The sequence below is a fragment of the Lysobacter sp. MMG2 genome, assembly GCF_016735495.2.
Lineage (GTDB): Bacteria > Pseudomonadota > Gammaproteobacteria > Xanthomonadales > Xanthomonadaceae > Lysobacter_J.
Genome location: NZ_JAERQY020000004.1, coordinates 31,717 through 56,059, shown reverse-complemented (window position 1 = coordinate 56,059; position 24,343 = coordinate 31,717). Strand labels below are relative to the sequence as shown.

Below are 24,343 nucleotides of genomic sequence, written 5' to 3'. Positions count from 1 at the left end.
ACTCAGGGTGGGCGGACTCCCCCTGTCGAGCCCAGCCCCGAGCTTTAACCAACCTTTAACCTTTGTGCAATACCTACCGTCGCCTTGCGTTATCTGCTTTTATGGCGAATTTTTCGCCGAATGACGCCCGTCACACCCCGTGCGTCTCAACGACCCACGCGATTTTCCACCCAGAGCAGCAGCTGCGACACCGGCGTCGGGGCCAGCATCAGGCCCGCCAGCACGCCCAGCGAATTGGCCAGCGCGTCGGCCGAATCCGCCATCCGCGACACGGTCAGCGCCCCTTGCGCGAACTCCAGCCCGACGCCCAGCGCGATCAGCGCCACCGCCGCGACCGACTGCGCCCGCCGCTGCGCGAACAGCATCCCCGCGTAGACGCTGAGCACCAGGTAGGCCGTGAAGTGCTCGACCTTGTCGAAGCCGTCGAAGGGCGACGGCGGCAGGTCGTCGGCGGACAGCAGCGAGGTCGCCACGACCACGGCGATCATCGCCAGCCAGATCGCAACCCACAGGACCGGCCAGCGGAAGTCGCGCAGCACACCGCGCCTCACGGCGGCGCTCACAGGCGGAAGCTCAGGTCGCCGGCCAGGAAGGCGGCGCCGAACTCCACGCCCTTCTCGAAGCCCATCACCTGGAAGCGCTCGCCCATCTCGCTGGGCAGCGTCAGGCGCTTCACTTCCTGCGTGCGCTTGAGGCGTTCGCCTTCGTCCTCGATGCGTTCGATGCGTTCCAGCACGCCCGCCAGACCGTTGCCGAGCAGGAAGCTGGCCTGCGAGCAGTACCCGGCGAAATCGAAGCCCGCCGACACGCCGGCTTCGGCCAGCGCGGTGAAGTCCACCGAAGCGGTCAGATCCTGCAGGCCCGGCCACAGCAGCGGCTCGCCATGCATGCGGTGGCGGTAAAACGCGCGCAGCGTGCCGTCGTTGCGGTCGGGCTGGTAGAACTCGCCGCGCGGGTAACCGTAGTCGACGAAGAGCATGGCGCCGTTGCGCATGCCGCCCGACACGGCCTGCACCCAGTAGGGCAGTTGCGGCAACGCTTCGGAGCGGTAGCCGTGCTCGAACTCGCGGCCGAGCTGGCGCTCCACGTGGCGCACCGCGTTCGCCAGGAACGCATCGGCCGGACGCAGCACGCGCACGAACTGGCCGCCTTCGATGGCGACGTGCTCTTCGTACACCTCGCCGACCTCCATGGCGAAGCGCGGCGTCGGCAGTGCGTCGATCACCTCGTTGGCGAACAGCACGCCATCCCAGTCGTCGTTGAACGGTCCGTCGAGCCATTCGACCAGCTCGAGCAACGGCGGCACCAGGCGTTCCTGCAAGCGCTCGCGCTGGCGATGACGTAGCTGCGCGCTGGGCTCCAGGATGCAGTAGCGATCCGGCAGCGCATCCAGCTCCATCAACCGCTTCAGCGCGACTTCGGCGAAGGCCCCGGTGCCACCCCCCAGCTCCAGGAAACGGCTCGATGAAGGCTCCGCGCCCGCTGCGAGTTGCTGGAACACCGGCGCCACGCTCTGCGCCACGCAGGCGGCGAAGATCGGGCCGATTTCCGGCGCGGTGACGAAATCGCCACTCTCGCCGAACTTGCTCGCCCCCGCGCTGTAATAGCCCAGGCCCGGCGCGTACAACGCCAGCTCCATGAAGCGCGAGAACGGGATCGCGCCGCCGTGTTCGGCGATCTGCGCGCGGATCAGTTCGGACAGGCGCGCGCTGTGGGCGAGCGCGTCGGCATCGGGCGCGGGCAGGGTTGCGGCTTCCTGCTGGCGCGCGCGTGCATCGGGACGGTGCGGGGGAAAATCGGTGGACATGCGGCAATGCGATGGGAACACTGCCGCTCAGGATACGCCACGGCCCGGAGAGTCCCGTCATGAGCACGCCCCCCGCCACGCCGCCGGTCGCGCTGGTCACCGGCGCGGCACGGCGCATCGGCGCTGCGATCGCGCGGACGCTGCATTCGGCCGGGTACGACGTGGCACTGCACTACCGCGACTCCGGGGACGACGCGCAAGCCCTTGCGGCGGAGCTCGAGGCCGCGCGCGCGGGCAGCACGTTGCTGCTGCAGGCCGACCTGGCGCAGTTCGACCGCCTGCCGGAACTGATCGCCCTTTGCGTGGGCCGCTTCGGTCGCCTCGACGCGCTGGTGAACAACGCGTCCACCTTCACGCCGACACCGATCGGCACCGCCACGCCTACGCAGTGGGATGCCCTGTTCGCCAGCAACGCGCGGGCGCCGTTCTTCCTGGCGCAGGCGGCAGCCCCACACTTGCGCGCTACGCGTGGGGCGATCGTCAACCTCGCCGACCTCTACGCCGAACGCCCGCTGCGCGAGCACACCCTCTACTGCATGGCGAAGGCCGCGCTGCTGATGATGACGCGCTCGCTTGCGGTGGAACTCGGCCCGGACGTGCGCGTCAACGCGGTGTCCCCGGGGGCAATCCTGTGGCCCGAAGACCGCACCGACACCGCCGCGCAGCAGGCCATGCTCGCGCGCACTCCGCTGGGCCGCACCGGCACGCCGCAGGAAGTCGCCGAAGCCGTGCGCTGGCTGCTGCAGGACGCGCACTACAGCACCGGGCAGGTGCTGCATCTGGATGGCGGACGGATGCTGGGGGCATGAGGCGCGTCGCGCTGCTCCTGGGCGCGCTTGTGCTCGCGCTGTCGCCGGGCCTGACCAGCGCGCTGACACGCACCATTCCTTCCAGCGCCCGCTCGGTCGCAGCCGAAGCCCGGGTCAGGCCCGCACTGCAGCGCGATCTGGCCTCGGCAGGACTGCGTTACGGCGCACCCGTGCTGGTGCGCATCTTCAAGCTGGAAGGCGAGCTGGAAGTGTGGATCGACAGCGGCCGCGGCTACCGGCTGTTCCGCACGTATCCGGTGTGCCGCTACTCGGGCCAGCTCGGGCCGAAACTGCGCACCGGTGATGGACAGGCGCCGGAAGGCATCTACCGCATCTCACCGAAGCAGCTGAACCCGAACAGCACCTACCACCTCTCGTTCGACCTGGGCTATCCCAATGCCTATGACCGCAGCCACGGCCGCACCGGCAGCTATCTGATGGTGCATGGCAATTGCGTGTCGATCGGCTGCTATGCGATGGGCGATGCGTCCATCGAGGAGATCTACAGCCTGGTGGCCGCGGCGTTGCGCGACGGGCAGCCGTCGGTGGCGGTGTTCGCGCTGCCGTTCCGCTTCGACGGCGCAGGCGCCACGCAGCGTCTGCGCGACCCCACATGGGGCGATTTCTGGCGCCAGCTCAAGCGCATCGATGACGCGTTCGTGCAAACGCACCGCGTTCCCGCGATCAGCGTGAGCGGCGGCGAGTACCGCCTCACGCCGCAACGATAGCGACAGGTTCCGAAGGCGCGAGCGCGGCCCATTCCGCGCTCGCGTCCTGCCTCACTTCGCCGCGAACGCCGATTCCAGCTGCAGCGCGCGGAACGCCGGCGGCGCCTCGCCTTCCATCGCGTACTGATACAGCGCCGCGGAATAGATGCCGCTCAGCGCTGCCTGGTACACGCCCATCAGCAGCAGGCCGATCACGAACAGCACCACGATCACCACCGCCAGCGCCATCGACAGCTGCGCCACGACGAACGCCAGCAGCGCGCCCACCACGATGAGCGCGAACGACGCCAGCCCGAACGCCAGGCCGATGCCCACGTTGCCGATCGCGTTCTCGCCCCAGGTGCGCTTGAGCAGGTTCGCGCTGCGCTTGAGCGCCTCGAACGGCCCCACACCCTGGTGCACCAGCACCGGCACCACGAGGAACGTCGCCAGCGTCCACGCCGCGCCCAGGCCGCCGCCGACCAGGCGCATCAGCACGTTGTCGTCGTCCTTCATGCGCTTGAGGATCACGCCGACCGTCGCGGCGATGGCCGCGTAACCCAGGATCGCCGGCAGACGCTCCTTGGCGGCGTTGAAACCGTCCGCCAGCGTCGGATCGCCGCCTTCCAGGCGGATCATCGCCGCGGCGACCAGCGCGCTGTTGCAGAACACGATCACCGTGTACTGGCAGAAATAGAACAGGAACACCCAGATCACGCTGGAAGCAGCGCCATGGCTGAAGACGCGCCAGCCGATCATCGGCACCAGGAACGTCGCCAGCACCACCAGCGTGGCGATGGCCGAGACGATCGGAAACACCATCAGTTCCTTGTCCGAACGCAATACCGCCGCGCTCGCCTTCACCAGCTCCCAACTGCGCGAGAACTTCTCGAACATCGCCAAATCTCCCCGTGGTTCCCCAGAGTCCCCCATGGACAGCGGGCATCCTCGGGCCGTGGGCCCGTGGCGGCAAGGGGGACGTGCGGGATTTCGGACGGCCGGCCCGATCCGTCGCCTTACAGCGCGATCGATTCCAGCGCCGCACCGTGCTCGGGATGTCGCGCCCACAGCTGCGCCAGCGTGTGGCCCGTGCCGGGCACGACGACCTCCGGCGCGATCTCCGCCAGCGGTCGCAGCACGAAGGCGTGCTTCAGCTCGGGACGTGGAATGCGCAGATTTCCCGCGCCTTCCAGCGTGATCCCGTCGAACAGCACGATGTCGATGTCGAGCGTGCGATCGCCGTAACGCGGGCCGTTGCGATCGCGGCCATGCGCGTCTTCCAGCGCATGCAGCCAGTCGTTGAGCGATTGCGGGTCCAGATCGGTTTCGATGATCGCGGCGGCATTGTGGAAATCCGGCCCGTCGAAGCCCACCGCGCGCGTGCGGTACACCGGCGACATCACCACCGCGCCGAAACGTTCGCGCAGCGCCTGCACCGCCGCGCGCAAGTGGGCGGTGGCATCGACGTTGCTGCCCAGGCTGAGGTAGGCGCGGCTCATCGCGATGTCACGCACCGCGTCAGGACGCCGAGCGTTCGATCGACACGCCCACCGCGCGCGCGCCGCGCACCGCGCCGGGCTTGCTCAGCTTCAGGCGCACGCGCTGCACGCCGAACTCGGTGAGGATGATCTGCGCCACGCGCTCGGCCAGCGTTTCCACCAGGCCGAAATCCGACTGGCTCACGTACTCCACGATGCGCTTGCTGACGGCCTTGTAGTTCAGCGTGTCCTCGATGGCATCGCTGGCGGCCGGCACGCGGTTGTCGAAGGCCATCTCGATGTCGAACACCAGCGGCTGGCGGATGCGCCGCTCCCAATCGTAGATGCCGATGAGCGCCTCGATCTCGAGGCCTTCGATGAAGACGTGGTCCATGGGGGGAAGCGCCGGGATTCGTGATTCGGGATTGGGGATTCGGAACAGCAGACGGGGATTTTACGAATCTCGAATCCTGAATCACGAATCCCGTGCTGTCGTCACCGCTTCGAGCGTCGCCATGTCCCAACGCGGCGTCACCCGCACGGCGAGATCGCCGTGCTGGCCCGCCGCCAGCCGCAGCGCACCGGCGTAGGCGATCATCGCGCCGTTGTCGGTGCAGAACTGCGGGCGCGGGAAGCTGACGCGGCCGCCGCGCTTGCGGGTCATCTCGTCGAGCCGGGCGCGCAGGCGCTTGTTGGCGCCCACGCCGCCGGCGACCACCAGCGTGTCGCAGCCGGAGGCGTCCATCGCGCGCTCGCACTTGATCGCCAGCGTGTCGACCACGGCGTCTTCGAAGCCGCGCGCGATGTCGGCGCGGACCGTGTCGCTGCGGTCACTGTCCTGCCAGGCCAGCAGGACCTGGGTCTTCAGGCCGCTGAAGCTGAAATCCAGGCCGGGGCGGTCGGTCATGGGCCGGGCGAACTTGAAGGCGCCCGGACGCCCCTGCTCGGCCAGCGCCGCCAGTTGCGGCCCGCCCGGGTACGGCAGGCCCATCAGCTTGGCGGTCTTGTCGAAGGCCTCGCCGGCGGCATCGTCCAGCGTCTCGCCCAGCAGGCGGTAGCGGCCGATGGCCTCCACATGCACCAGCTGGGTGTGGCCGCCGGAGACCAGCAGCGCCACGAACGGTGGCTCCGGGCGACCGCGCTCGGGGTCGTCCTCCAGCAACGGGGCCAGCAGGTGGCCTTCCATGTGATGCACGCCGATGGCCGGCACGTCCAACGCCCAGGCCAGCGAGCGCGCCACGCCCGCACCGACCAGCAGCGCCCCGACCAGCCCGGGGCCGGCCGTATAGGCCACCCCGTCGAGGTCGGCGGTCGTGAGCCCCGCCTCGCGCAGGGTCTCGCGCACCAGCGGCAGCAGCTTGCGGACGTGGTCGCGGCTGGCCAGCTCGGGGACCACGCCGCCGTATTCGGCGTGCAGGGCGATCTGGCTATAGAGCGTGTGCGAGCGCAGGCCGGTGTCCGTGTCGTAGACGGCCACACCGGTTTCGTCGCAGCTGGTTTCGATGCCGAGGACTTTCATTGGGGCTTCCGGGAGCGGGCGCAGGGCGGCTTCCGGCGGCCGGAAGCGTGCGTATTCAAGGACCTGCGTCCGTGATGTGGGCCTATGTTGCACCTTCAAGGAGGCCGCCGCTATAATGCGCGGCTCTTCCCCGGCCTGCCCGGGCCGGTTACCGAAACGAGATTACGTATGCCCAGCGTCAAAGTCCGCGAAAACGAGCCTTTTGAGTTTGCTCTGCGTCGCTTCAAGCGCACCTGCGAGAAGGCCGGCGTCCTGGCCGAGACCCGCAAGCGCGAGTTCTACGAGAAGCCGACCCAGGAACGCAAGCGCAAGGCCGCCGCCGCGGTGAAGCGCCAGGCCCGTCGCGCCTCGCGTGACGTGACCAAGCGTCAGCGCCTGTACTGATCGCCCTGGCGGGCCCGCGCACCGCGCGACCCGCTCCCGGACGCATCACACAAGCCGGCCGCGCACTGCGCAGCCGGCTTTTTGTGTTTCCGATTCCCGGGATTCGAGATTAGGGATTCGGGATTCGGCCCGCTTCCCGCGCTGGTCGCCCCGGTCTTTCGAATCCCCAATCCCGAATCCCAAATCCCGGACACAAGCCATGAGCCTCAAGCAGCGACTCACCGATGACATGAAGGCCGCCATGAAGGGCGGCGACAAGCACAGCCTGGCCGTGATCCGCCTGATCAACGCCGCCATCAAGCAAAAGGAAGTCGACGAGCGCATCGAGCTGGACGACGACGCCGTGATCGCCGTGCTCGACAAGATGGTCAAGCAGCGCCGCGACTCGGTCAGCCAGTACGAAGCCGCCGCCCGCGAGGACCTGGCCCAGGTCGAGCGCGACGAGATCGTCGTCATCGAGCGCTACATCCCCGCCAAGATGGGCGAGGCCGAGATCCTGGCCGCCATCGAGTCCGCCATCGCCGAAACCGGCGCCACCGGCCCGGCCGACATGGGCAAGCTGATGGGCCCGCTCAAGGCCAAGCTCGCCGGCCAGGCCGACATGGGCCAGGTGTCGGCGCTGGTGAAGAAGCGGCTGTCCCCGTAATGGTTTTCCGGCCCGCCCTCCGGCGGGCCCGCAAGGAGGTGCACCATGAAACGCCACGACCACCCGATCGCCTGCTTTCGAGGTCACGAGTAAGCGACGCCGCGGTTACCCGTCCGAGACCCGCGTCAAGCGCGGCGACCGGATCGTGCACGGAAGCAAGGAGTTGCTGGAGAAGCTCGGCCGCAACGACCCCTGCCCGTGCGGCTCGACCCGGAGGTTCAAGGAACTGCTGTCTCCGCGCCGGCCACCATGACGGGTCCGAACGGCACCACTACTTTTAGGGACCGCTAGGCCCCGACCCACTCGACGAAGCCGGGCCCCGCCCGGCTTCGTCGCTTCCGCGCATGGCATCCTAATCCCCGATGGCCCGCATCCCCGACGCATTCATCGACGACCTGCTCGCCCGCACCGACCTCGTCGAGGTGATCGGTTCGCGCGTGCAGCTCAAGCGTCAGGGCAAGGAGTACTCGGCTCGCTGCCCGTTCCACGACGAGCGCTCGCCCAGCTTCACCGTGTCGCCCGTGAAGGGCTTCTACCACTGCTTCGGCTGCGGCGCGCACGGCACCGCGATCAGCTTCCTGATGAACTACGACCGCCTCGAGTTCCTCGACGCGGTGGAAGAACTCGCCAAGCGCCTGGGCATGGAAGTGCCGCGCGACACGCATCAGCGCAATGCCAACCCGGACAGCCAGGATCTGTACGGCGCGATGGATGCGGCGTCGAAGTTCTTCCAGAAACAACTGGCAAGCAACGGCCGCGCGCTCGGTTACTTCGACAGCCGCGGCGTGGACGCCGACACGCGCGCGCGTTTCTCGCTCGGCTACGCGCCCGACGGCTTCAGCGCGCTGCGCGATGGCCTGGGCACCGATCCGCGCCGAATGAAACTGCTCGAACGCGGCGGCCTGTTCTCGAAGAACGACCGCGGCCACGTCTACGACAAGTTCCGCGACCGCGTGATGTTCCCCATCCACGACCGGCGCGGGCGCACGATCGCCTTCGGCGGTCGCGTGCTGGAGAAAGAGAACGGCCCGAAGTACCTCAACTCGCCCGAGACCGAACTCTTCCACAAGGGCCGCGAACTCTACGGCCTGTGGCAGGTGCGCCAGGCGCACAACAAGATCGAGCGGTTGATCGTCGTTGAAGGCTACATGGACGTGATCGCGCTGTTCCAGAACGGCTTCGACACGGCCGTGGCGACGCTGGGCACCGCGACCACGCCGGACCATGCGGAGCTTCTGTTCCGCAACGCGCCCGACGTCTATTTCTGTTTCGACGGCGATCGCGCCGGTCGCGGTGCGGCGTGGAAGGCGGTCGAATCGGTATTGCCGCGCATGAAGGACGGGCGCCAGGCGTTCTTCCTGTTCCTGCCCGACGGCGAGGATCCGGATTCGCTGGTGCGAACCGAAGGCCGCGAGGGCTTCGAAGCACGCCTGCAGCAGGCCACACCGCTGTCGCAGTTCTTCTTCGATTCGCTCAGCAGCGACGTCAACCTGCACACGCTGGAAGGCAAGGGGCGCCTGGCCGAGCGCGCCAAGCCGCTGCTCGCGCAGATTCCCGACGGTGCATTCGGCGATCTGATGAAGCAGCGCCTCACCGAACTCACCGGTGTCGGCGCACGCGCCAGCTCGCCGGAGACGCACGTTCCCGCGCAACGCGCGCGTGCCGCGCAGAACACGCAGCCCGCATCGAAGCCATCGCTGGTGCGAAGCGCGATCACGATGCTCCTGCAACAGCCGGCCGTGGCGCTGGCGCTGCCGTCATCGCTGCACTTCGCTTCGCTCGACCAGCCGGGCATCGGCCTGCTGGTGGAAATCATCGAACTGGTGCACGAGCGCCCGGACATTTCCACCGGCATGATCCTGGAGCACTTCGCCGACCGCAGCGAAGCCCCCGCGCTGACCAAACTCGCCACGGCGCGCGCGGTGGAAACCACGGCGGCGACGCCGTTGGATGCCCGCGTGCTCGACGATGCGGACCGTCGCCAGCGCGCCTTCCTCGATGCGATCGCACGACTGGATTCGCAGGCATTGCAGGCACGCATCGAAGCTCTGCACTCGCGCATGTCGACACTGGTGGACGCGGAGAAGCAAGAGCTGCGCGAGCTGCTCACGCTGCGTCTGCAACAGGGACGCCAGTAACGCGCGGATCATCCTGCGCGATGCAAAGCCGGACCGACTTCGCAACCTCACCCGGCCTTCACGTTTCTTCGACAGAATCTCTTCCGCACGCCGCAGCGCGCGGAAGGTACGTCGATGCTCACGCGCACACAGCCGTTTCCCGCATCGCTCGCGCGCCTGGTCGCGTGCGTCGGGCTGCTGCTCGTGCTTTCGGGCTGCGCAACGGCGCCGCGCGCGCCGGTTCCTCCGGAACTCACGGGCTCCGCCGTGATCCCCGGCATGCCCGGTGTGCGCGCCGAGTCCGGGCGGCGCAGCGCGGCGATGGAAGCCGACTTCCTCCAGTCGATCAAGGACGAATCGCCCGCGGACTTCCCCGTTGGCGCCAACGGCGAGACGCGCTACGCCTACCTCGCGTTATCCGGCGGCGGCGCTTATGGCGCATTCGGCGCGGGCTTCCTCAACGGCTGGACCGCCACCGGCAAGCGCCCTGCTTTCAAGATCGTCACCGGCGTCTCCACCGGCGCGCTGATGGCGCCGTTCGCGTTCCTGGGCACGCGCTACGACGAGATGCTGTACCGCATCTACACCACCACCACGCGCGATGACGTCTTCACCACGCGCTCGGCGATCGGCGCGCTGCTCAGTCGCGAGTCGCTGGCGCAGAACGCGCCGCTGTCGGCACTGATCGCGCGCTACGTCGATGCCAACACCCTGCGTGAGATCGCCGACGCCCATCGCAGCGGACGCCGGCTCTACATGGCCACGGTCGACCTGGACTCGCGCCGATTCATCGTGTGGAACATGGGTCTGATCGCCACGCACGCTAACGAGCAGGCGCTCGCGCTGTTCCGCCAGGTGATGCTGGCCTCGTCCGCGGTGCCGATCGCGTTTCCGCCCGTGCTGTTGGAAGTGGACGTCGACGGCACGCGCTACGACGAAATGCACGTGGACGGCGTCGTGGGCGCCAACGTCTTCGTGCACGTCGGCGCGATCGACACGTCGAGCCTCTACCGCACCGCCGGACGAATGAACGCCCACGAGGACATCTTCGTCATCCACAACGGCCAGCTGCGCGCGCCGCCGGCGCCCACGCAGCGCAGCTTCCGCGGCATCGCGCTGCGCGTCATCGAAGTCTCCGGGCGCGCGACCATCGTCGGCGACCTGTTTCGCGAGTTCGCCTTCGCGCAGCGCAACGGGTCGGGTTTCCACTGGATCACCATCGGCGAGTCGGTCGTGCTGGGCGATCCGCTCGCCTTCGATCAGGAAGCGATGGCGCGCTGGTATGCGGAAGGCGAGCGCGTCGCGCGCGCAGGCCCCAAGTGGTACACGCTGCCGCCCGGCATCACCGAAAGCCCGCCGTAGCGCGTCCCATCGGGCCTGTGGCGCTGCGGCTGGGAGCGGCGGGAAGGTCGCACCGCGCTGATCCGCGGCCCCGCCTCGGCGGATTTCACTCTCTCCAGCCCCGCTTTCGTCGCCCCGCCCCCGCGTTCGTCGCAGCCGCCGGCGCATCCGGCGCCGGGCTCGCTATGCTGCGCCGCATTCCACTGATCGAGCGCGCCGCGTGTTCACCCCCTTCGTCTTCGTCCTTCGCATCGCCATCGCCTGGCTGCTGGCCCTCATGCTGGTGTCGGCCGTGTGGAACGCGCTGCCGCTGCTCAACCGGGTGGAATGGCCGCTGACGGTCCTGGGCATGGTGACCATGGCGCTGGTCGTCGTGGGCGCGTTCTCGCATGTGGGCCGCGTGCGGCTGATTGCCGGGCGCGTGGACAAGGAAGCGCTGGACAACCGCCAGCGCCGGCAGGTGGAAGTGCCGTTCGAGGCCGGCGAGGCCTTCGATCTGGTCGATGCCGCGATCCGCGAATTGCCGCGCATCCGTCAGGTGGAAAGCGCGCGCGACAGCCTGCAGGTCCGCGCGACGGTCGACCGCCCGCAGGACTTCGGCGAGTACCCGCTGGGTCGCTGGAATCCGATGCGCTGGTTCGGCATTCCACGCAATCGCATCCACGCCACGGTCGTGCCGGGCCACGACAGCGGCAGCGTCACGCTGATCTGCGAACCCGAAAGCCCCGCGTGGAGCGACTGGTTCCTGGTCGATGACGGCACCAACTTCGAGAACGCCGAAGCGATCACGCGCGCCATCAGCCGCCGCGTCGCCGAACGCCGTCGCAACGAGAAGAGCGAAGCGGTGCAGACCGCAACCGAGAAGGAGCTCACCGTCGCCAAGCTCAGCCTGCTGCACGCGCAGGTGGAACCGCATTTCCTCTACAACACGCTCGCCAGCGCGCAGTTGCTCACGCGCAGCGACCCGCAGCGCGCGGACGAGATGCTCGGGCATCTGATCCAGTACCTGCGCCGCTCGCTGCCCAGCACCGACAACGAGCTCTCCACGCTGGGCGCGGAGCTCGAGCGCGCGCTCGCGTACCTTGAGATCCTGCGCATCCGCATGGGCCCGCGTCTGTCGGTTCAGGTGGACGTGCCGGAGAACCTGCGCCCCACGCCACTGCCGCCGATGGTGTTGCAGACGCTGGTGGAGAATGCGATCAAGCACGGCCTGGAGCCGCGCACCGGTGGCGGCACGGTCTGGATCCGCGCCCGTCGCGTCGACGACGTGGTGACGGTGACGGTCGCCGACGATGGCGAAGGTTTCAACACCAAGAACAGCGGCACCGGCATCGGCCTGAAGAACGTGCGCGAACGGCTGCGCCTGCTCTACGGCGCGAGCGCGGCGTTGTCGGTGGTCGCCAACTTCCCGCACGGTGTCGCCGCCACGCTCTCGGTGCCGCCCGCCCTGCCGCCGTCCACGCCTTCGCCGGAGGCTCGCCATGGCTGAGTCGCCCTGCACCTGCGTCATCGCCGAAGACGAAACGCTGCTGCGCACGGCGCTGGTCGAACAACTGCGCCAGGTCTGGCCGGAGTTGCAGATCGTCGCCGAATGCGAAGACGGCGCGAGCGCGCTGGAGGCGTTGTCGGAGCACAAGCCGCGCGTCGCCTTCCTCGACATCCGCATGCCGGGGTTGAGCGGGCTCGAAGTCGCCGCTGCCGCCGCGGAAGAGACACCGGACACGCAGATCGTGTTCGTCACCGCGTACGACCAGTACGCCATCGACGCCTTCGAACGCGGCGCGGTGGACTACCTGCTCAAGCCGATCTCGCCCACGCGCCTGGAAACCACGGTGAAGCGCCTGCAGGCGCGCACGGGGAACAACGATGCGGCCACGCTTGCCGCGCTGCTGGAGCGCCTGGGTGCGCGACAGCCCGCACCGGCCGCCGCGCCACCGCTGACGTGGATCACCGCCAGCGCGGGGCGCGAGACACGCCTGATCCTCGTCGACGAGGTCGCGTACTTCCGCGCCGACAACAAGTACACCACGGTCGTCACCGCCGAAGGCGAAGCGCTGCTGCGCACGCCCATCCGCGAACTGCTTGCCGTGCTGGACCCGTCCACGTTCAAGCAGATCCATCGCTCCACGATCGTGAACCTCAAGGCGATCGCGGGCATCGTGCGCGACGACACGGGCCGCGGCACCGTGCGTCTGAAGAACCGCCCCGAAACGCTTTCCGTCAGCGCGCCGTTCATGGCGCTGTTCCGCCACATGTAACCGATCCGCTTGTTTCCGGCATCGGATGCCACCCTCCTTCGAGGTGACCCATGAAACTCTCGGCGTTGCTTTACTTCGTACTTTCGCTGTTCGGCTGCGATGTCGGTCGCAGCACGTTCGTGGATCGTGTCGTCGTCGACGGTGCGAACGCGCTGGTCAGCCGCGCGACGGTCGAAGCCGGCGTGGCGCGTTTCGAATGCCTGCGCAGCGCCAGCGGGCATTGCTACTACACGGTGTTCCCGCGCGAATGCGCGACCTCCCAGTCCTCGGGCAAAGTCGAGGCGGCCTGCCTGGCGCAGCCGATCGGACGCTTCACCGTCGCCAACGGCGACAGCCGCCAGGTCACGGGCCTGAACGATTTCCGCCTGTGCGTGAGCGACAAGGACGGCACGCCCGGTACGGGCTGCCAGGCGCCGGAGCCGGTCGCGGCGCGGTGAATCGGCACCTGGCCGTTGCCGTTTCGACTGGCCCTCACCCCAACCCCTCTCCCGCGCGCGGGAGAGGGGCTCAGCACATCAGCCGACGCACTTCCTACTGATTCGATGGCCGCGGCCGCAGCACGTTCGTACAACGTGCCGCCGGCGTGCTGCCGCATACTTCGAGACCTCGGGACGACGCGGTACGGTGCGTGCTCAGCTGGATTGCCATTGCCTTCCTGATTGTTCTCGTCGCGGTCGGCGGTGTCCTGCTGCTCACCAACCGGTTCGCGCCGCCGGCCAGCGGTGAAGCCAGCCACGCACTGCCCCTGCAGACTGCGCAGACCGAGATCGACCGCGAGCTCGCTCCGCTGCTGCAGGGTCACCCGGGACAGACGGGCGCGATCTTCCTGTCCGACGGCGTCGATGCGTTCGCCGCGCGCGCGATATCCGCGCGCAAGGCCGGGCGCAGCCTCGATCTGCAGTATTTCATCTGGCACAACGACCTCACCGGACGTCTGGTCGCCAGCGAAGCCCATGACGCCGCGCAGCGCGGCGTGCGCGTGCGCATCCTGCTCGACGACATGAATGCCCGCGGGCTCGACCCGCACCTGCTTGCGCTGGATGCGCATCCCAACATCGAGCTGCGCCTGTACAACCCGTTCCGCAACCGCAGGAGCGTCGGCCGCGTCTTCGAGCTGCTGCGCCGGCTGGTCAGCATGAACCACCGCATGCACAACAAGGCATGGATCGCCGACGGCCGTGTCGCGATCATCGGCGGGCGCAACATCGGAGAGCAGTATTTCAGCGCGGACGCGCAGGTGAATTTCCGCGATCTCGACCTGCTGCTGCTCGGCCCCGCCGTGGAGCAGGCCAGTGGCATCTTCGACGCGTATTGGAACAGCGCCGCGGCGGTGCCCATCGCGACGCTGGGCGCCCGCAGCCCCGAGGCGCTGCGTGCGCTGCTGGAGGACGTGCTTCGCGATGCGCGCAGCGATGGCGCGCGGCGTTACCTGGACCGCGTGGACGATTCGGAGCTGGTGCGCGACCACTACCGCAGCGGGCTGCATCCGCACTGGAGCACGGGCATCCAGGTCGTCGCCGATCCGCCCGTGAAATGGGCCGGTGACGACCGCGCGCAGTGGATGGTCGGGCGGCTGGCGCCGATGATCTCGCAGGCGCGCGAGGAAGCGCTGGTGATCTCGCCGTACTTCGTGCCGGGTGAGGACGGCACGGCGCGGCTTGCCGCGCTGACCGGGCGCGGCACGAAGGTCGGGATCGTCACCAACTCGCTGGCGGCCAACGATGTCTACGCCGTGCACAGCGGTTACGCTCAGTATCGCGAACGCCTGATCCGGCACGGCGTGGCGCTGCACGAACTGCGCACCAACGCACGCACGCCCACCACGCCGACCTTCGTCGGTACGCGTGCCGCGCTGCACACCAAGGCCTTCGTGCTCGATGGCGTGCGCGGCTTCGTGGGTTCGTTCAACGTCGATCCGCGTTCGAAGAACCTCAACACCGAGATGGGCGTGCTGTTCGACGATCCCGTCATGGCCGCGCAGGTGCGCGCGGAGTACCTGCGCCTTGCCGATCCGGACTTCAGTTATCGCGTGAGCCGGATGCAGGACGGCGCGCTGTGCTGGCTCGACGGCACGCAGACCAGTGCCGTCGTGCTGGACCGCGAGCCGGACGCCGGCTTGCTGCGTCGCGCGCTCGTGCGGGTGTCGGGATGGTTGCCGATCGAGTCGCAGTTGTAGCGGGCGTTAGCATCGAACCACTTCGGGCGCCATCACGATGAAGCCATCGCCCTCGAATGCCGGAACCCCGGATGACCGCGCCACCGTGGAGGCGTCGTCGGGGCAGGCGTTGATGGAATCCGCGCAGGCGTGGGCACGACGGGCGGAACGATCCGCCGACGGCTCGTTGCAGGCATGGCTGCACTGCGCGAGCGATGCCTACCGCGCGCTGGCTGCGGACGAACGCACGAGCGCCGATGCGGCCGCGCTGGCGACGCGCGCCGCGGCCGAAGTGCTGTCGCGCGTCCTGCATCAGCATCCCGATGCCTGGTCGCCGGGGAGGGTCCGCATCGGCGAGGTTCGCTTCCACGTCGAACTGCGTGATGTGTCGCCCGATCTTCGGCCGCCGCTGCGGATCCGGCGCGCGCAGGACGTGTCGATGGACGCGTTCGACGGCGAGCGCCACAGCCGCCCGGGATTCGGCGTGCCGGTAGCGGTACTGCCGTTGCGGTGGGATGCCGAGCCCCTGCATCGGCTGGCGCCGCGCTCGGGTGTGTTCCGCAATCTCACCGCGTGGATCGAGCCCGATGCTTCGCAACCGGACGCAGCGCCGCGCCTGGTGTTCGCCGATCCGTTGAAGCTCGATGCGCTGTCGATCGGCGCGCATCGCTTCCCGCTGGCGCGCGACACCTCCGCCGGTTACGCGTGGGGCATGGAGGTTTCGAAGCTGGAACGCTTGGGCCTGTGGGGATTGATCGGCGGAAGGCAGATCGGACAACGCGCCGGTCTTTATCTGCTGGAGGACTACGACCCCGGCAAGCGTCCGCTGGTGATGATCCACGGGCTGGGCAGCAATCCGCTGATCTGGTCGCGCCTTTCCAATGCGGTGTGGGGCGCGGACGACCTGCGCGCGCGATTCCAGATCTGGCAGGTCGTGTACCAGACGGACGCGCCGCTGCTGGTGGCGCGCCTGCGTTTGCAGGATTACCTGGATGCCGCCTGGCGCGAGCTCGATCCGAAAGGCGAACGCAAGGCGCGCGCAGGCACCGTGCTGATCGGTCACAGCATGGGCGGCGTTGTCTCGCGGCTGCTGTGCGCGCACAGCGGCGACGCGCTGTGGAATGCGGCCTTCCTCGTTCCGCCCGCGTCGCTCCGGGCCAGCGCTGAAGACCTGGCGCTGATCCAGCGGATCTTCTCGTTCCATCCTTACCCTGGGGTCTCGCGCGCGGTGTTCCTCGCCGCGCCGCATCGCGGCAGCCCGAGCGCGGCCACGCTGCCGGGCCGCGTGACGCGCGACCTGGTCGGCCGGCGTGCGGTCGAAGTGCACGCGCTGCGCCGCATCGCCCTGGCCAACCCGGAGGCGATCCGGCCGGAGCTGCGCGCGGTGTTCGAACAGGGCTGGATCAACAGCATCACGACCCTGCAGGCCGAACAGCCCGTGCGCCGTGCGGCCGAGGCCCTGCTGCCGGCCCCGGGCATTGCCTACAACACCATCGCCGGCGTGCAGCCGGGACGGCGCATGAAGTCCGATGGCGTCGTGCCGCTGGAGAGCGCGCTGATCCCGGGCGCGGAGTCGTCCCTCGTGGTCGAGTCCGGGCACCGGGTCCACGAACACCCGCTCGCCGTGGCGGAGGTCCTGCGGATTCTGCGCGGCGCGGGCGCCCATTGAGTCGGGCCCGGCGATGGCGTAGCGTCGCCGCAACCCCGCATGGAGGTGGTTGCGATGAACAAGGAAGTCCGGCTGGCCGCACTGCTCTGTCTGATGCCGTGGCTCGCGCACGCGGGCGAGACGACGCTGATCGAACCCTCGCGCTACGACGCCGCCGAAGCGCAGGCCACGGGTCACCCCAACGAACTGGCGCGCTGGAAAGGCATGCGCGCCTACGACGAAGGCAAGCCCGCCGAAGCCAAGGTGCAATTCGAACGCGCCGCGTGGTTCGGCGATACGCAATCGCAGTATTTCCTGACGCTGATGCACTGGCAGGGCGACGGCGTCCCGCGCGATCCGGTGATGGCCTACGTCTGGGCGGACCTGGCGGCCGAGGGCGGCGAGGTCGAGGCGCTGGTGGCGCTGCGCGAGCGCATCTGGAGCACGCTCTCGCCCGAGCAGCAACGGCAGGCCATCGAGACCGGCCGCGCGTTCCACCCCACGTTCGGCAAGCAGGCCACGTCGAGGCGGCTGCATTCGGAACTTCGGCGTTTCGCGCGCCAGCAGACGGGCAGCCGGCTCGGGCAGGGTGTGTCGAAGCTGGAAGTCGGCGTCGGCGACACCGGCGCCTACGGCACGCGCGGACGGCCCAGCCACGAATCCCTGCAGGCCACCGGCGACACCTTCTACGCCGCCGAACGCACGCGCTACGACGACTACCGCCAGGCCGAGAACGCGCGCCTGAGCGACCTCATCCGCGGCGCGGGACAGGTGAAGACGGGGCCCGTGGTGCCGGTTCGCGAGTCCACGGCCGACTGAGCAGGCCCGCTTCGCCACGGCGGAGCGCTCGCACGAGACGTGGGTCGCGTATGCGCGGCCCCGGCCGGCATCGCGCGCAGGACGCAGGCTAAGCTCGGGGCTTCCGTTCCGGGGGAACTCCGATGCCATCACGCACGACCGTCCTTGTGTCCGCCCTGCTCCTGGCCATTGCGCTGCCGGCCGCCGCACAGACCGCGACGCCGCCCGTCGCACGCGAGCAGGTCGGCACCCGCACCAGCGAACAGATTCCCGCGTTGCCGCCGGCGCTGGTCGAACAGCTCAGCCGCTACCAGAACACGCGCGGCGCGACGTTGGCCGGCTGGAGCGGCGATTGCATCCTCATCAGCACGCGCTTCGCCGAGACCGCGCAGGCGCACCGCGTCTGTGAGCCGATGGGCATGCGCGAGCAGCTCACGTTCTATCCCGAACCGCTGGCCGCGATCGAAGCCGCGCCGCCGCGTTCCAGGCTCGACGGCTTCGTGTTCGGCAAGGACGTGGGCGGCAACGAGTTCTGGCAGCTGCACTGGTTCGACCTGAAGACGCGCGAGACCACGCTGCTCACCGACGGCAAGGCGCGCAACCAGGGGCCGCTGTTCTCGCACGACGGCACGCAGTTCGCGTGGAGCAGCACCGCGCGCAACGGCAAGGACACCGACGTGTGGGTGATGGACTTCGCCGCGCACAAGCCGCGCGTGCTGGTCACGCAGGGCGGCCAGTGGAACGCGATGGACTTCTCCCATGACGGCCGCGAACTGCTGGTGATGAAATACGTTTCGGCCGCCGAGTCGTATCCCGGCGTGGTCGACCTGGCCACCGGGAAGCTGACGATGTTCCCGGTGGACGGCGGCAAGGCGTCGCTGAAGGACTTCAAGTATTCGCCCGACGGCCGCGGCGTTTATTACATTTCCGACGAACCGGTGGACGGCAAGGCGCAGGAGTTCCTCACCCTGCGCCATCACGATCCGAAGACCGGCAAGTTCGAAGTGCTCACCGCCGATACGCCGTGGGATGTCGCCGACCTGGCGATCGCCGACGACGGCAGGCATCTGGCCTACACGACCAACGAGGACGGCATCTACCAGCTGCATGTCCTCGCGTTGCCCTCGCACAAGGAAGTGAAGCTGGCGCAGCTGCCGGTGGGCGTGGTGGTGAACCTGGGCTTCTCGCCCGACAGCAAGCGCCTGGCCGTGACGTTGAACTCGGCCACGTCGCCCAGCGATGTCTACGTGCTCGACCTGCGCGGCGGCGCGCCCACGCGCTGGACGCGCAGCGAGGTGGGCGGACTGGATGCGTCGAAGTTCGTCGCGCCCACGCTCGTGCACTACCCCACCTTCGACGCGGTGGACGGACGCCCGCGCATGATCCCGGCGTTCTACTACCGCCCGGCGAACGTGCCGGCCGGGAAGAAGATCCCGGTGGTGATCAACATCCACGGCGGACCGGAAGGCCAGTCACTGCCGACGTTCAACCCGACCGCGCAGTTCCTCGCCAACGAACTGGGCGTGGCGATGCTGCTGCCCAACGTGCGCGGTTCGGAAGGCTACGGCAAGACGTACCTGGGCCTGGACAATGCCGACAAGCGCGAGGATTCGGTCAAGGACATCGGCGCGCTGCTGGACTGGATCGCGACGCAGCCCGAGCTCGACGCCTCGCGCGTGGGCGTGTACGGCGGCAGCTACGGCGGCTACATGGTGCTGGCCTCGCTGATGCACTACAGCGAGCGCATCCGCGCCGGCGTCGACATCGTCGGCATCTCGCACTTCGGCACCTTCCTCAAGAACACCGAGAGCTACCGCCGCGACCTGCGCCGCGCCGAGTACGGCGACGAGCGCGATCCGGCGATGGCGCAGGTGTTCGAGGCGATCTCGCCGCTCAACCACGCCGACCGCATCCGCGCGAAGCTGTTCGTCGCACAGGGGAAGAACGACCCGCGCGTGCCGTACACCGAGGCCGAGCAGATCGTGAAGGCGGTGCGCGCCAACGGACAGCCGGTCTGGTACCTGCTGTTCGACGACGAGGGCCACGGCTTCAGGAAGAAGACGAACGTGGACTACTTCAACGCGGCGACGATGTTGTTCTGGCAGCAGAACCTGATCGGCAACGACGCGGCGGGCACCACGGCGAAGTGACGGTAGGCGCGATGACCGCCCGGTCGGGCGGCCATCGCGCGCATCGCGGATTCAGGCACACCGGGGAAGCAGGCGGCGGCGCGCAGCGTTGACTCCGCCACCACGCTGCGCGGCGCAAGCTCGGATCAGCTTCGGTGGAGAACCGCCATGCGCACCCCCTTCCTGCTTCTCGCCTCGACCGTCATGGCCGCGGCCTGTCTGGCCGCGTGCAGCACCAACGCACGCAGCGATGCCAAGACCAGCGTCGCCCTGCCCGTCCCGTCGGACGACAAGGCCACCGCCGAAAAGGCGCTGACGGCCTTCCTGACCTCGCGCAGCATTCGCGAGATTCCCCTTCACCGCGACGCGACGCCGGACCTGGACCGCGACGGCAAGGACGACCTGCTGATGCTGCTGGACGACCAGAACTGGTGCCAGGCCGACGGCTGCACGCTGCTGGTGTTCCATGGCGAGAAGGACGGCTACCGGCTGGTGAGCCAGTCCGTCTCCGTGCGTGCACCGGTTTCGGTCGGCGCGCGGGTCAATCGCGGCTGGCACGACCTGCTGGTGAATGTCGGCAGCGGCGATGAGGCGGGGACGGTCGCGCTGGAGTACGACGGCACCGGCTACCCAGCCGATCCGACGATGGCGGCGCTGCTGGATCCCGCGCGCCTGCCGTCGGCGACGCCGTTGATCGATGCGGAGATGGCGCCGCGTGTGGCGGCGCAGTGATCGTGGCGTAGGCGTGCCCCGGGGCTAGACACTGGGAACACCGTCATCCCGGCGAAGGCCGGGATCCAGGCTGTCACGCCTGCCGACGCGACGCGACACGTCAAATCACATCACGTCATTCCAGCGAACGCTGGAATGACGTGATGTGGTTCACCCGTGAGGGAGTGCCCGAGTACTGCGGGCCTGGATCCCGGCCTTCGCCGGGATGACGACGGGATGGCGTTGCCGGGATGGGAGTGCCCGTGCGCTATACCAATCGCCATGGGCCGCGTCCCGGCCTTCACGCCGAAACAGGGCGAGCGCCAATCATTGCATCGGCGCGTCTGCGTCGGGGCGTCAGCGCCTCAGCGCGTCAGCGACGCCGCTGCATCCTGCTTCACCACCACTCCGCCCTTCATCACGAACGGCACGTGCTCCAGCACCGTCACGTCCCGCGTCGGATCGCCCGCCACCGCGATCATGTCGGCGAAGCGGTTGGTCTCGATCACGCCGACGTCCTCGCGACCCAACGCCTGCGATGCGTTGAGCGTGGCGGCCTGGATCGCCTGCACCGGCGTCATGCCGTAGCGGACCATCACCGCGAACTGCTTGGCGTTGTCGCCGTGCGGGTAGATGCCCGAGTCGGTGCCGTAGACCATCTTCGCGCCGGCCGCGTGCGCGCGACGGAAGTTCTCGCGCTGGATGTCGGCCACTTCGCGGTCCTTGCGCAGGTTGTCCTCGAGCACGCCGTTCTTCTTGCCTTCGGCCTGCGTGTAATCGGTGTTGTAGATGTCCATCGACAGCCAGGCGCCGTGCTGCTTGGCCAGGCGGATGCCTTCGTCGTCGATCAGGCTGGCGTGCTCGATGGTGTCCACGCCGGCGCGGATCGCATCCTTGATGCCCGCCGTGCCGTGCGCATGCGCGGCGACCTTCAGGCCCCACTGGTGCGCTTCATCGGCGATGGCTTTCATCTCGGCCAAGCTCAACTGCTGCTGGCCCGGTTCGGTGTTGCGCGAGAACACGCCGCCGGTGGCGCAGATCTTGATGACCTGCGCGCCGTACTTGCGCAGCTCGCGCACGCGCTGGCGGCCTTCTTCCGGCGTGTCGGCGTTGTACGGGCTCTTCTGGTTCATCGACGGCGGATAGAACGTCGAGTCGCAATGCCCGCCCGTGGCGCCGAACGAATATGCAGCGGTGACGATGCGCGGGCCGGTGAGCTTGCCCTCGTCGATCGCCTGGCGCAGGCCGACGTCGTTCCACGCATCCGAACCGACGTTGCGGATCGTCGTGAAGCCGGCCATCAGCGTGCGCTGCGCGTGCACGACCGAGAGCATCGACCAGAAGCGGTCGTTGAACTGCAGTCCGGTGTAGCCGCCGAAGGTGGGATCGGCGTCCAAGTGCGTGTGCATGTCGATCAGGCCGGGCATCAGCGTCATGCCCGGCAGGTCGATGCGCTTGGCGTTCGCCGGTACCGTGGCGCCCGCGCGGCCGACTTCGACGATGTGGCCGTTGCGCACCAGCACCTGCGGACGCTCGATCATCCTGCCCGTGCGCACGTCGAGCAGGCGATCGGCGGTCACCACCACGTCTCCCGCTTCCGTCTTCGCATCGACCACGGTCGGCGCCTGTGCGGATGCGGCGAAGGCGACGGCGAACAACGAGGTCAGGGCGAGGCTCAGGCGGTTGCGCGTCATCGACGATTCTCTGTGGATTGTGGTGGGTGGATCAGTGTTGCGGCTGGAACTCCATCACCGCCGACGGCTGCAGCAGCGGCATCAGCCAGTGGTCCAGCAACAGGAAAGCGAACAGCGCCATCAGGTAGACGATGGAGTAGTTGAAGACCTTCATCGCGTACATTTCGTCCGGCGGGTCCATCAGCTTCCATGCGTAGCCGAGGAACACCGCGCCCAGCACCAGCGCGCCGCCGAGGTAGAACAGCCCGCTCATGCCCGCCGCCCACGGCAGGATCGTCACCGCCACCAGCAGCACGGTGTAGAACAGGATCTGCCAGCGCGTGTACTCCACACCGTGCGTGACCGGCAGCATCGGCACCATCGCGCGCGCGTAGTCGGCGCGGCGGAAGATGGCGAGCGCCCAGAAATGCGGCGGCGTCCACACGAAGATGATCAGCACCAGCAGCAGCGCGTGCGGCCAGTCCCATTCGCCGCGCATGCCGGTGATCGCGGCCCAGCCCAGCAGCGGCGGCGCCGCGCCGGCGATGCCGCCGATCACGATGTTCTGCGGCGTGGCGCGCTTGAGGTACACGGTGTAGATCACCGCATAGCCGATGAGCGAGGCGAAGGTGAGGATCGCGGTGATGGTGTTCACCCACACCACCAGGATCGCCATCGACAGTGCGGCCAGGATCAGCGCGAACACCAGCGCCTGGCGCGGCGTGATCTGCCCGGCGACGATGGGACGCCACGAGGTGCGCGCCATCTTGGCGTCGATGCGCGAATCCAGCAGCTGGTTGATCGCCGCCGCACTGGAGGCGGCCAGCCAGATGCCGAGGAACCCCAGCACCGATTCGCGCAGCGGCGGCAGGCCGGGCACGGCCAGGAACATGCCCACCAGCGCGGTGAACACGATCAGCGCCACGACACGCGGCTTGGTGAGGTCCCAGTACTGCTTGGCGGTGGCGCGAGGCTTGGCGGTATTCATCACGGCTCCGGCGTGCGCAGGCGCGCGAGCAGCGAGACCAGCACGAACAGCAGCAGCACCGCGCCGGCGTTGTGCATCACCGCCACCGACAGCGGCAGGCTCAGCTTGACGTTGGCGATGCCCAGGCCTACCTGTGCGAACACGAGCAGGCCCAGCAGCGTGGCCCAGCCGCGCATGCCCGGCGTGCGGATCAGGCGCAGTGCCAGCCACAGCAGGTAGACGAAGACGACGACGGCCATCATGCGGTGCGCAAGCTGGATCGCGATGCGCGCCTCGCCATCGAGGATGCCGCCCTCGTAATCCACGCCGATGCCGCGCCAGAGCACGAAGGCTTCGCGGAAATCGTGGCGCGGCCACCACTGGCTGACGCAGGTCGGGAAGTCGTTGCCGCAGGCGAGCGCGGCGTAGTTGGCGCTGGTCCAGCCGCCCAGTGCGATCTGCACCGTCAGCACGACGATGCCGGCGATCACCAGCCTGCGCACGGTGATCGCGTCGGCCAGGCGCATCGGGCTGTGCGTCGCGCGCCAGGCCATCCACAGGATCAGCGAGAACGTGAGCAATCCGCCGAGCAGATGGGCCATCACGACGATCGGCTTGAGCAGCCAGGTCACCGTCCACATGCCCAACAACGCCTGGAAGATGATGACGGCGAGGGTAAGGGCGGCCACACGCGCGAGATCGACATTGCTCCAACGCAATGCGGCGAAAAGAAGAATGGCCTCGCCGATCGCCGCAAGCACGGTTGCAACCACGTGTTGGCCAAGCATGTAGACCACCATGCCGGCGGCCACCGTGATGCCTCCGCTCAGGACAAACAACAAACCGCCTTTACGCTTGCGGGCTGCAAGAAGCGCCAGAAGGGCGGTAAGCAGGAGCAGCGTGCCGGCGATCATGCGGTGGAACTGCTCGCGCCAGGCCTTGTGCACTTCGACCGGACGGATCGCGGTGGCGACATGGTCGACGACTTCATGCGCGGCGGTCGGCCACGCGGCGCGGCCGTAGCAGGTGGGCCAGTCGGGGCAGCTCAGGCCGGCGTTCGACAGGCGCACGAACGCGCCGAAGACGATCACGCCGAAGGCGAGCGCGACGGCGAGCCAGGCGATGCGGTGGAAGTGTCGATACACCGCGGGGCGCGAGGCCGTCCGGGATTCGGTAAGCGTGGTCATTCGCGGCTC

General features: G+C 68.5%; 23 protein-coding genes. 14 read left to right on the top strand and 9 right to left on the bottom strand.

The genetic code is table 11. The features are described from left to right. Positions 1-146: 146 nt before the first annotated feature. Positions 147-563: a VanZ family protein gene (locus JI752_RS14860; protein ID WP_216965505.1), complete on the bottom strand. Its 417-nt coding sequence runs from the start codon at positions 561-563 to the stop codon at positions 147-149. Next, positions 560-1,807 (bottom strand): SAM-dependent methyltransferase, encoded by a 1,248-nt coding sequence (locus tag JI752_RS14855; RefSeq protein ID WP_216965503.1) that lies wholly within the window; start codon positions 1,805-1,807, stop codon positions 560-562. Before JI752_RS14855 ends, JI752_RS14860 begins: the two co-directional genes overlap by 4 nt. A gap of 59 nt (positions 1,808-1,866) precedes the next feature. Here JI752_RS14855 and JI752_RS14850 point away from each other — a divergent pair, with 59 nt between their 5' ends. Then, positions 1,867-2,616: a pteridine reductase gene (locus JI752_RS14850; RefSeq protein WP_216965497.1), complete on the top strand. Its 750-nt coding sequence runs from the start codon at positions 1,867-1,869 to the stop codon at positions 2,614-2,616. Beyond that, positions 2,613-3,344 (top strand): murein L,D-transpeptidase family protein, encoded by a 732-nt coding sequence (locus JI752_RS14845; RefSeq protein WP_216965496.1) that lies wholly within the window; start codon positions 2,613-2,615, stop codon positions 3,342-3,344. The genes JI752_RS14850 and JI752_RS14845 overlap by 4 nt, the downstream gene beginning before the upstream one ends. Positions 3,345-3,395: 51 nt before the next feature. On the opposite strand, the gene JI752_RS14840 is transcribed toward JI752_RS14845, so the two are convergent. The 4 genes from JI752_RS14840 to tsaD all read right to left on the bottom strand — a co-directional run bounded on the left by JI752_RS14840 (position 3,396) and on the right by tsaD (position 6,320). Next, positions 3,396-4,220: a DUF6159 family protein gene (locus JI752_RS14840; RefSeq protein ID WP_216965494.1), complete on the bottom strand. Its 825-nt coding sequence runs from the start codon at positions 4,218-4,220 to the stop codon at positions 3,396-3,398. 119 nt (positions 4,221-4,339) lie between these two features. Continuing rightward, positions 4,340-4,822 carry a 2-amino-4-hydroxy-6-hydroxymethyldihydropteridine diphosphokinase gene (gene folK, locus JI752_RS14835; protein ID WP_216965492.1) on the bottom strand — a complete coding sequence of 161 codons (483 nt, stop codon included), beginning with the start codon at positions 4,820-4,822 and terminating at the stop codon, positions 4,340-4,342. Between the two features lie 19 nt (positions 4,823-4,841). Beyond that, complete coding sequence (gene folB / locus JI752_RS14830) at positions 4,842-5,195, bottom strand: dihydroneopterin aldolase (protein ID WP_216965490.1); 354 nt, start codon at positions 5,193-5,195, stop codon at positions 4,842-4,844. An 81-nt stretch (positions 5,196-5,276) separates the two neighbouring features. Further along, positions 5,277-6,320, bottom strand: coding sequence for a tRNA (adenosine(37)-N6)-threonylcarbamoyltransferase complex transferase subunit TsaD (gene tsaD, locus JI752_RS14825; RefSeq protein WP_216965488.1), 1,044 nt, complete (start codon positions 6,318-6,320; stop codon positions 5,277-5,279). Positions 6,321-6,488: 168 nt separating this feature from the next. On the opposite strand from tsaD, the gene rpsU reads away from it, so the two are divergent. The 12 genes from rpsU to JI752_RS14760 all read left to right on the top strand — a co-directional run bounded on the left by rpsU (position 6,489) and on the right by JI752_RS14760 (position 20,528). Further along, a complete protein-coding gene (gene rpsU, locus JI752_RS14820) occupies positions 6,489-6,704 on the top strand; it encodes a 30S ribosomal protein S21 (RefSeq protein ID WP_031371286.1) in 216 nt (71 codons plus the stop codon). A 199-nt stretch (positions 6,705-6,903) separates the two neighbouring features. Continuing rightward, positions 6,904-7,350: a GatB/YqeY domain-containing protein gene (locus JI752_RS14815; RefSeq protein ID WP_216965486.1), complete on the top strand. Its 447-nt coding sequence runs from the start codon at positions 6,904-6,906 to the stop codon at positions 7,348-7,350. A gap of 362 nt (positions 7,351-7,712) precedes the next feature. After that, entirely contained in the window at positions 7,713-9,488 is a 1,776-nt protein-coding gene (dnaG, locus tag JI752_RS14805) for a DNA primase (protein ID WP_216965482.1), read from the top strand. A gap of 114 nt (positions 9,489-9,602) precedes the next feature. Further along, a complete protein-coding gene (locus JI752_RS14800) occupies positions 9,603-10,829 on the top strand; it encodes a patatin-like phospholipase family protein (protein ID WP_216965480.1) in 1,227 nt (408 codons plus the stop codon). A 199-nt stretch (positions 10,830-11,028) separates the two neighbouring features. Then, positions 11,029-12,297 carry a histidine kinase gene (locus tag JI752_RS14795; protein WP_345777364.1) on the top strand — a complete coding sequence of 423 codons (1,269 nt, stop codon included), beginning with the start codon at positions 11,029-11,031 and terminating at the stop codon, positions 12,295-12,297. After that, positions 12,290-13,066, top strand: a complete 777-nt coding sequence (locus JI752_RS14790) for a LytTR family DNA-binding domain-containing protein (RefSeq protein ID WP_216965479.1) — start codon at positions 12,290-12,292, stop codon at positions 13,064-13,066. The genes JI752_RS14795 and JI752_RS14790 overlap by 8 nt, the downstream gene beginning before the upstream one ends. A 50-nt stretch (positions 13,067-13,116) precedes the next feature. Further along, a complete protein-coding gene (locus JI752_RS14785; RefSeq protein ID WP_216965477.1) occupies positions 13,117-13,503 on the top strand; it encodes a hypothetical protein in 387 nt (128 codons plus the stop codon). Positions 13,504-13,694: 191 nt separating this feature from the next. Further along, positions 13,695-15,242, top strand: a complete 1,548-nt coding sequence (locus JI752_RS14780; RefSeq protein ID WP_345777363.1) for a phospholipase D family protein — start codon at positions 13,695-13,697, stop codon at positions 15,240-15,242. Positions 15,243-15,279: 37 nt separating this feature from the next. Continuing rightward, positions 15,280-16,890, top strand: a complete 1,611-nt coding sequence (locus JI752_RS14775; RefSeq protein ID WP_216965475.1) for an alpha/beta fold hydrolase — start codon at positions 15,280-15,282, stop codon at positions 16,888-16,890. Positions 16,891-16,944: 54 nt separating this feature from the next. Beyond that, positions 16,945-17,688 (top strand): hypothetical protein, encoded by a 744-nt coding sequence (locus JI752_RS14770; protein WP_216965474.1) that lies wholly within the window; start codon positions 16,945-16,947, stop codon positions 17,686-17,688. A 146-nt stretch (positions 17,689-17,834) separates the two neighbouring features. Then, positions 17,835-19,817, top strand: a complete 1,983-nt coding sequence (locus JI752_RS14765) for a prolyl oligopeptidase family serine peptidase (protein ID WP_216965471.1) — start codon at positions 17,835-17,837, stop codon at positions 19,815-19,817. Positions 19,818-19,964: 147 nt separating this feature from the next. Then, positions 19,965-20,528, top strand: coding sequence for a hypothetical protein (locus JI752_RS14760; RefSeq protein ID WP_216965469.1), 564 nt, complete (start codon positions 19,965-19,967; stop codon positions 20,526-20,528). 344 nt (positions 20,529-20,872) lie between these two features. Here JI752_RS14760 and JI752_RS14755 read toward each other — a convergent pair whose 3' ends face one another. From JI752_RS14755 to JI752_RS14745, 3 genes are read right to left on the bottom strand one after another with little or no spacing between them, the layout of a single operon-like run. Next, entirely contained in the window at positions 20,873-22,201 is a 1,329-nt protein-coding gene (locus tag JI752_RS14755) for an amidohydrolase family protein (RefSeq protein ID WP_216965467.1), read from the bottom strand. 31 nt (positions 22,202-22,232) lie between these two features. Beyond that, entirely contained in the window at positions 22,233-23,168 is a 936-nt protein-coding gene (locus tag JI752_RS14750; RefSeq protein WP_216965465.1) for a heme o synthase, read from the bottom strand. Next, positions 23,168-24,334 carry a COX15/CtaA family protein gene (locus JI752_RS14745; RefSeq protein WP_216965462.1) on the bottom strand — a complete coding sequence of 389 codons (1,167 nt, stop codon included), beginning with the start codon at positions 24,332-24,334 and terminating at the stop codon, positions 23,168-23,170. Before JI752_RS14745 ends, JI752_RS14750 begins: the two co-directional genes overlap by 1 nt. Between the last annotated feature and the right edge of the window lie 9 nt (positions 24,335-24,343).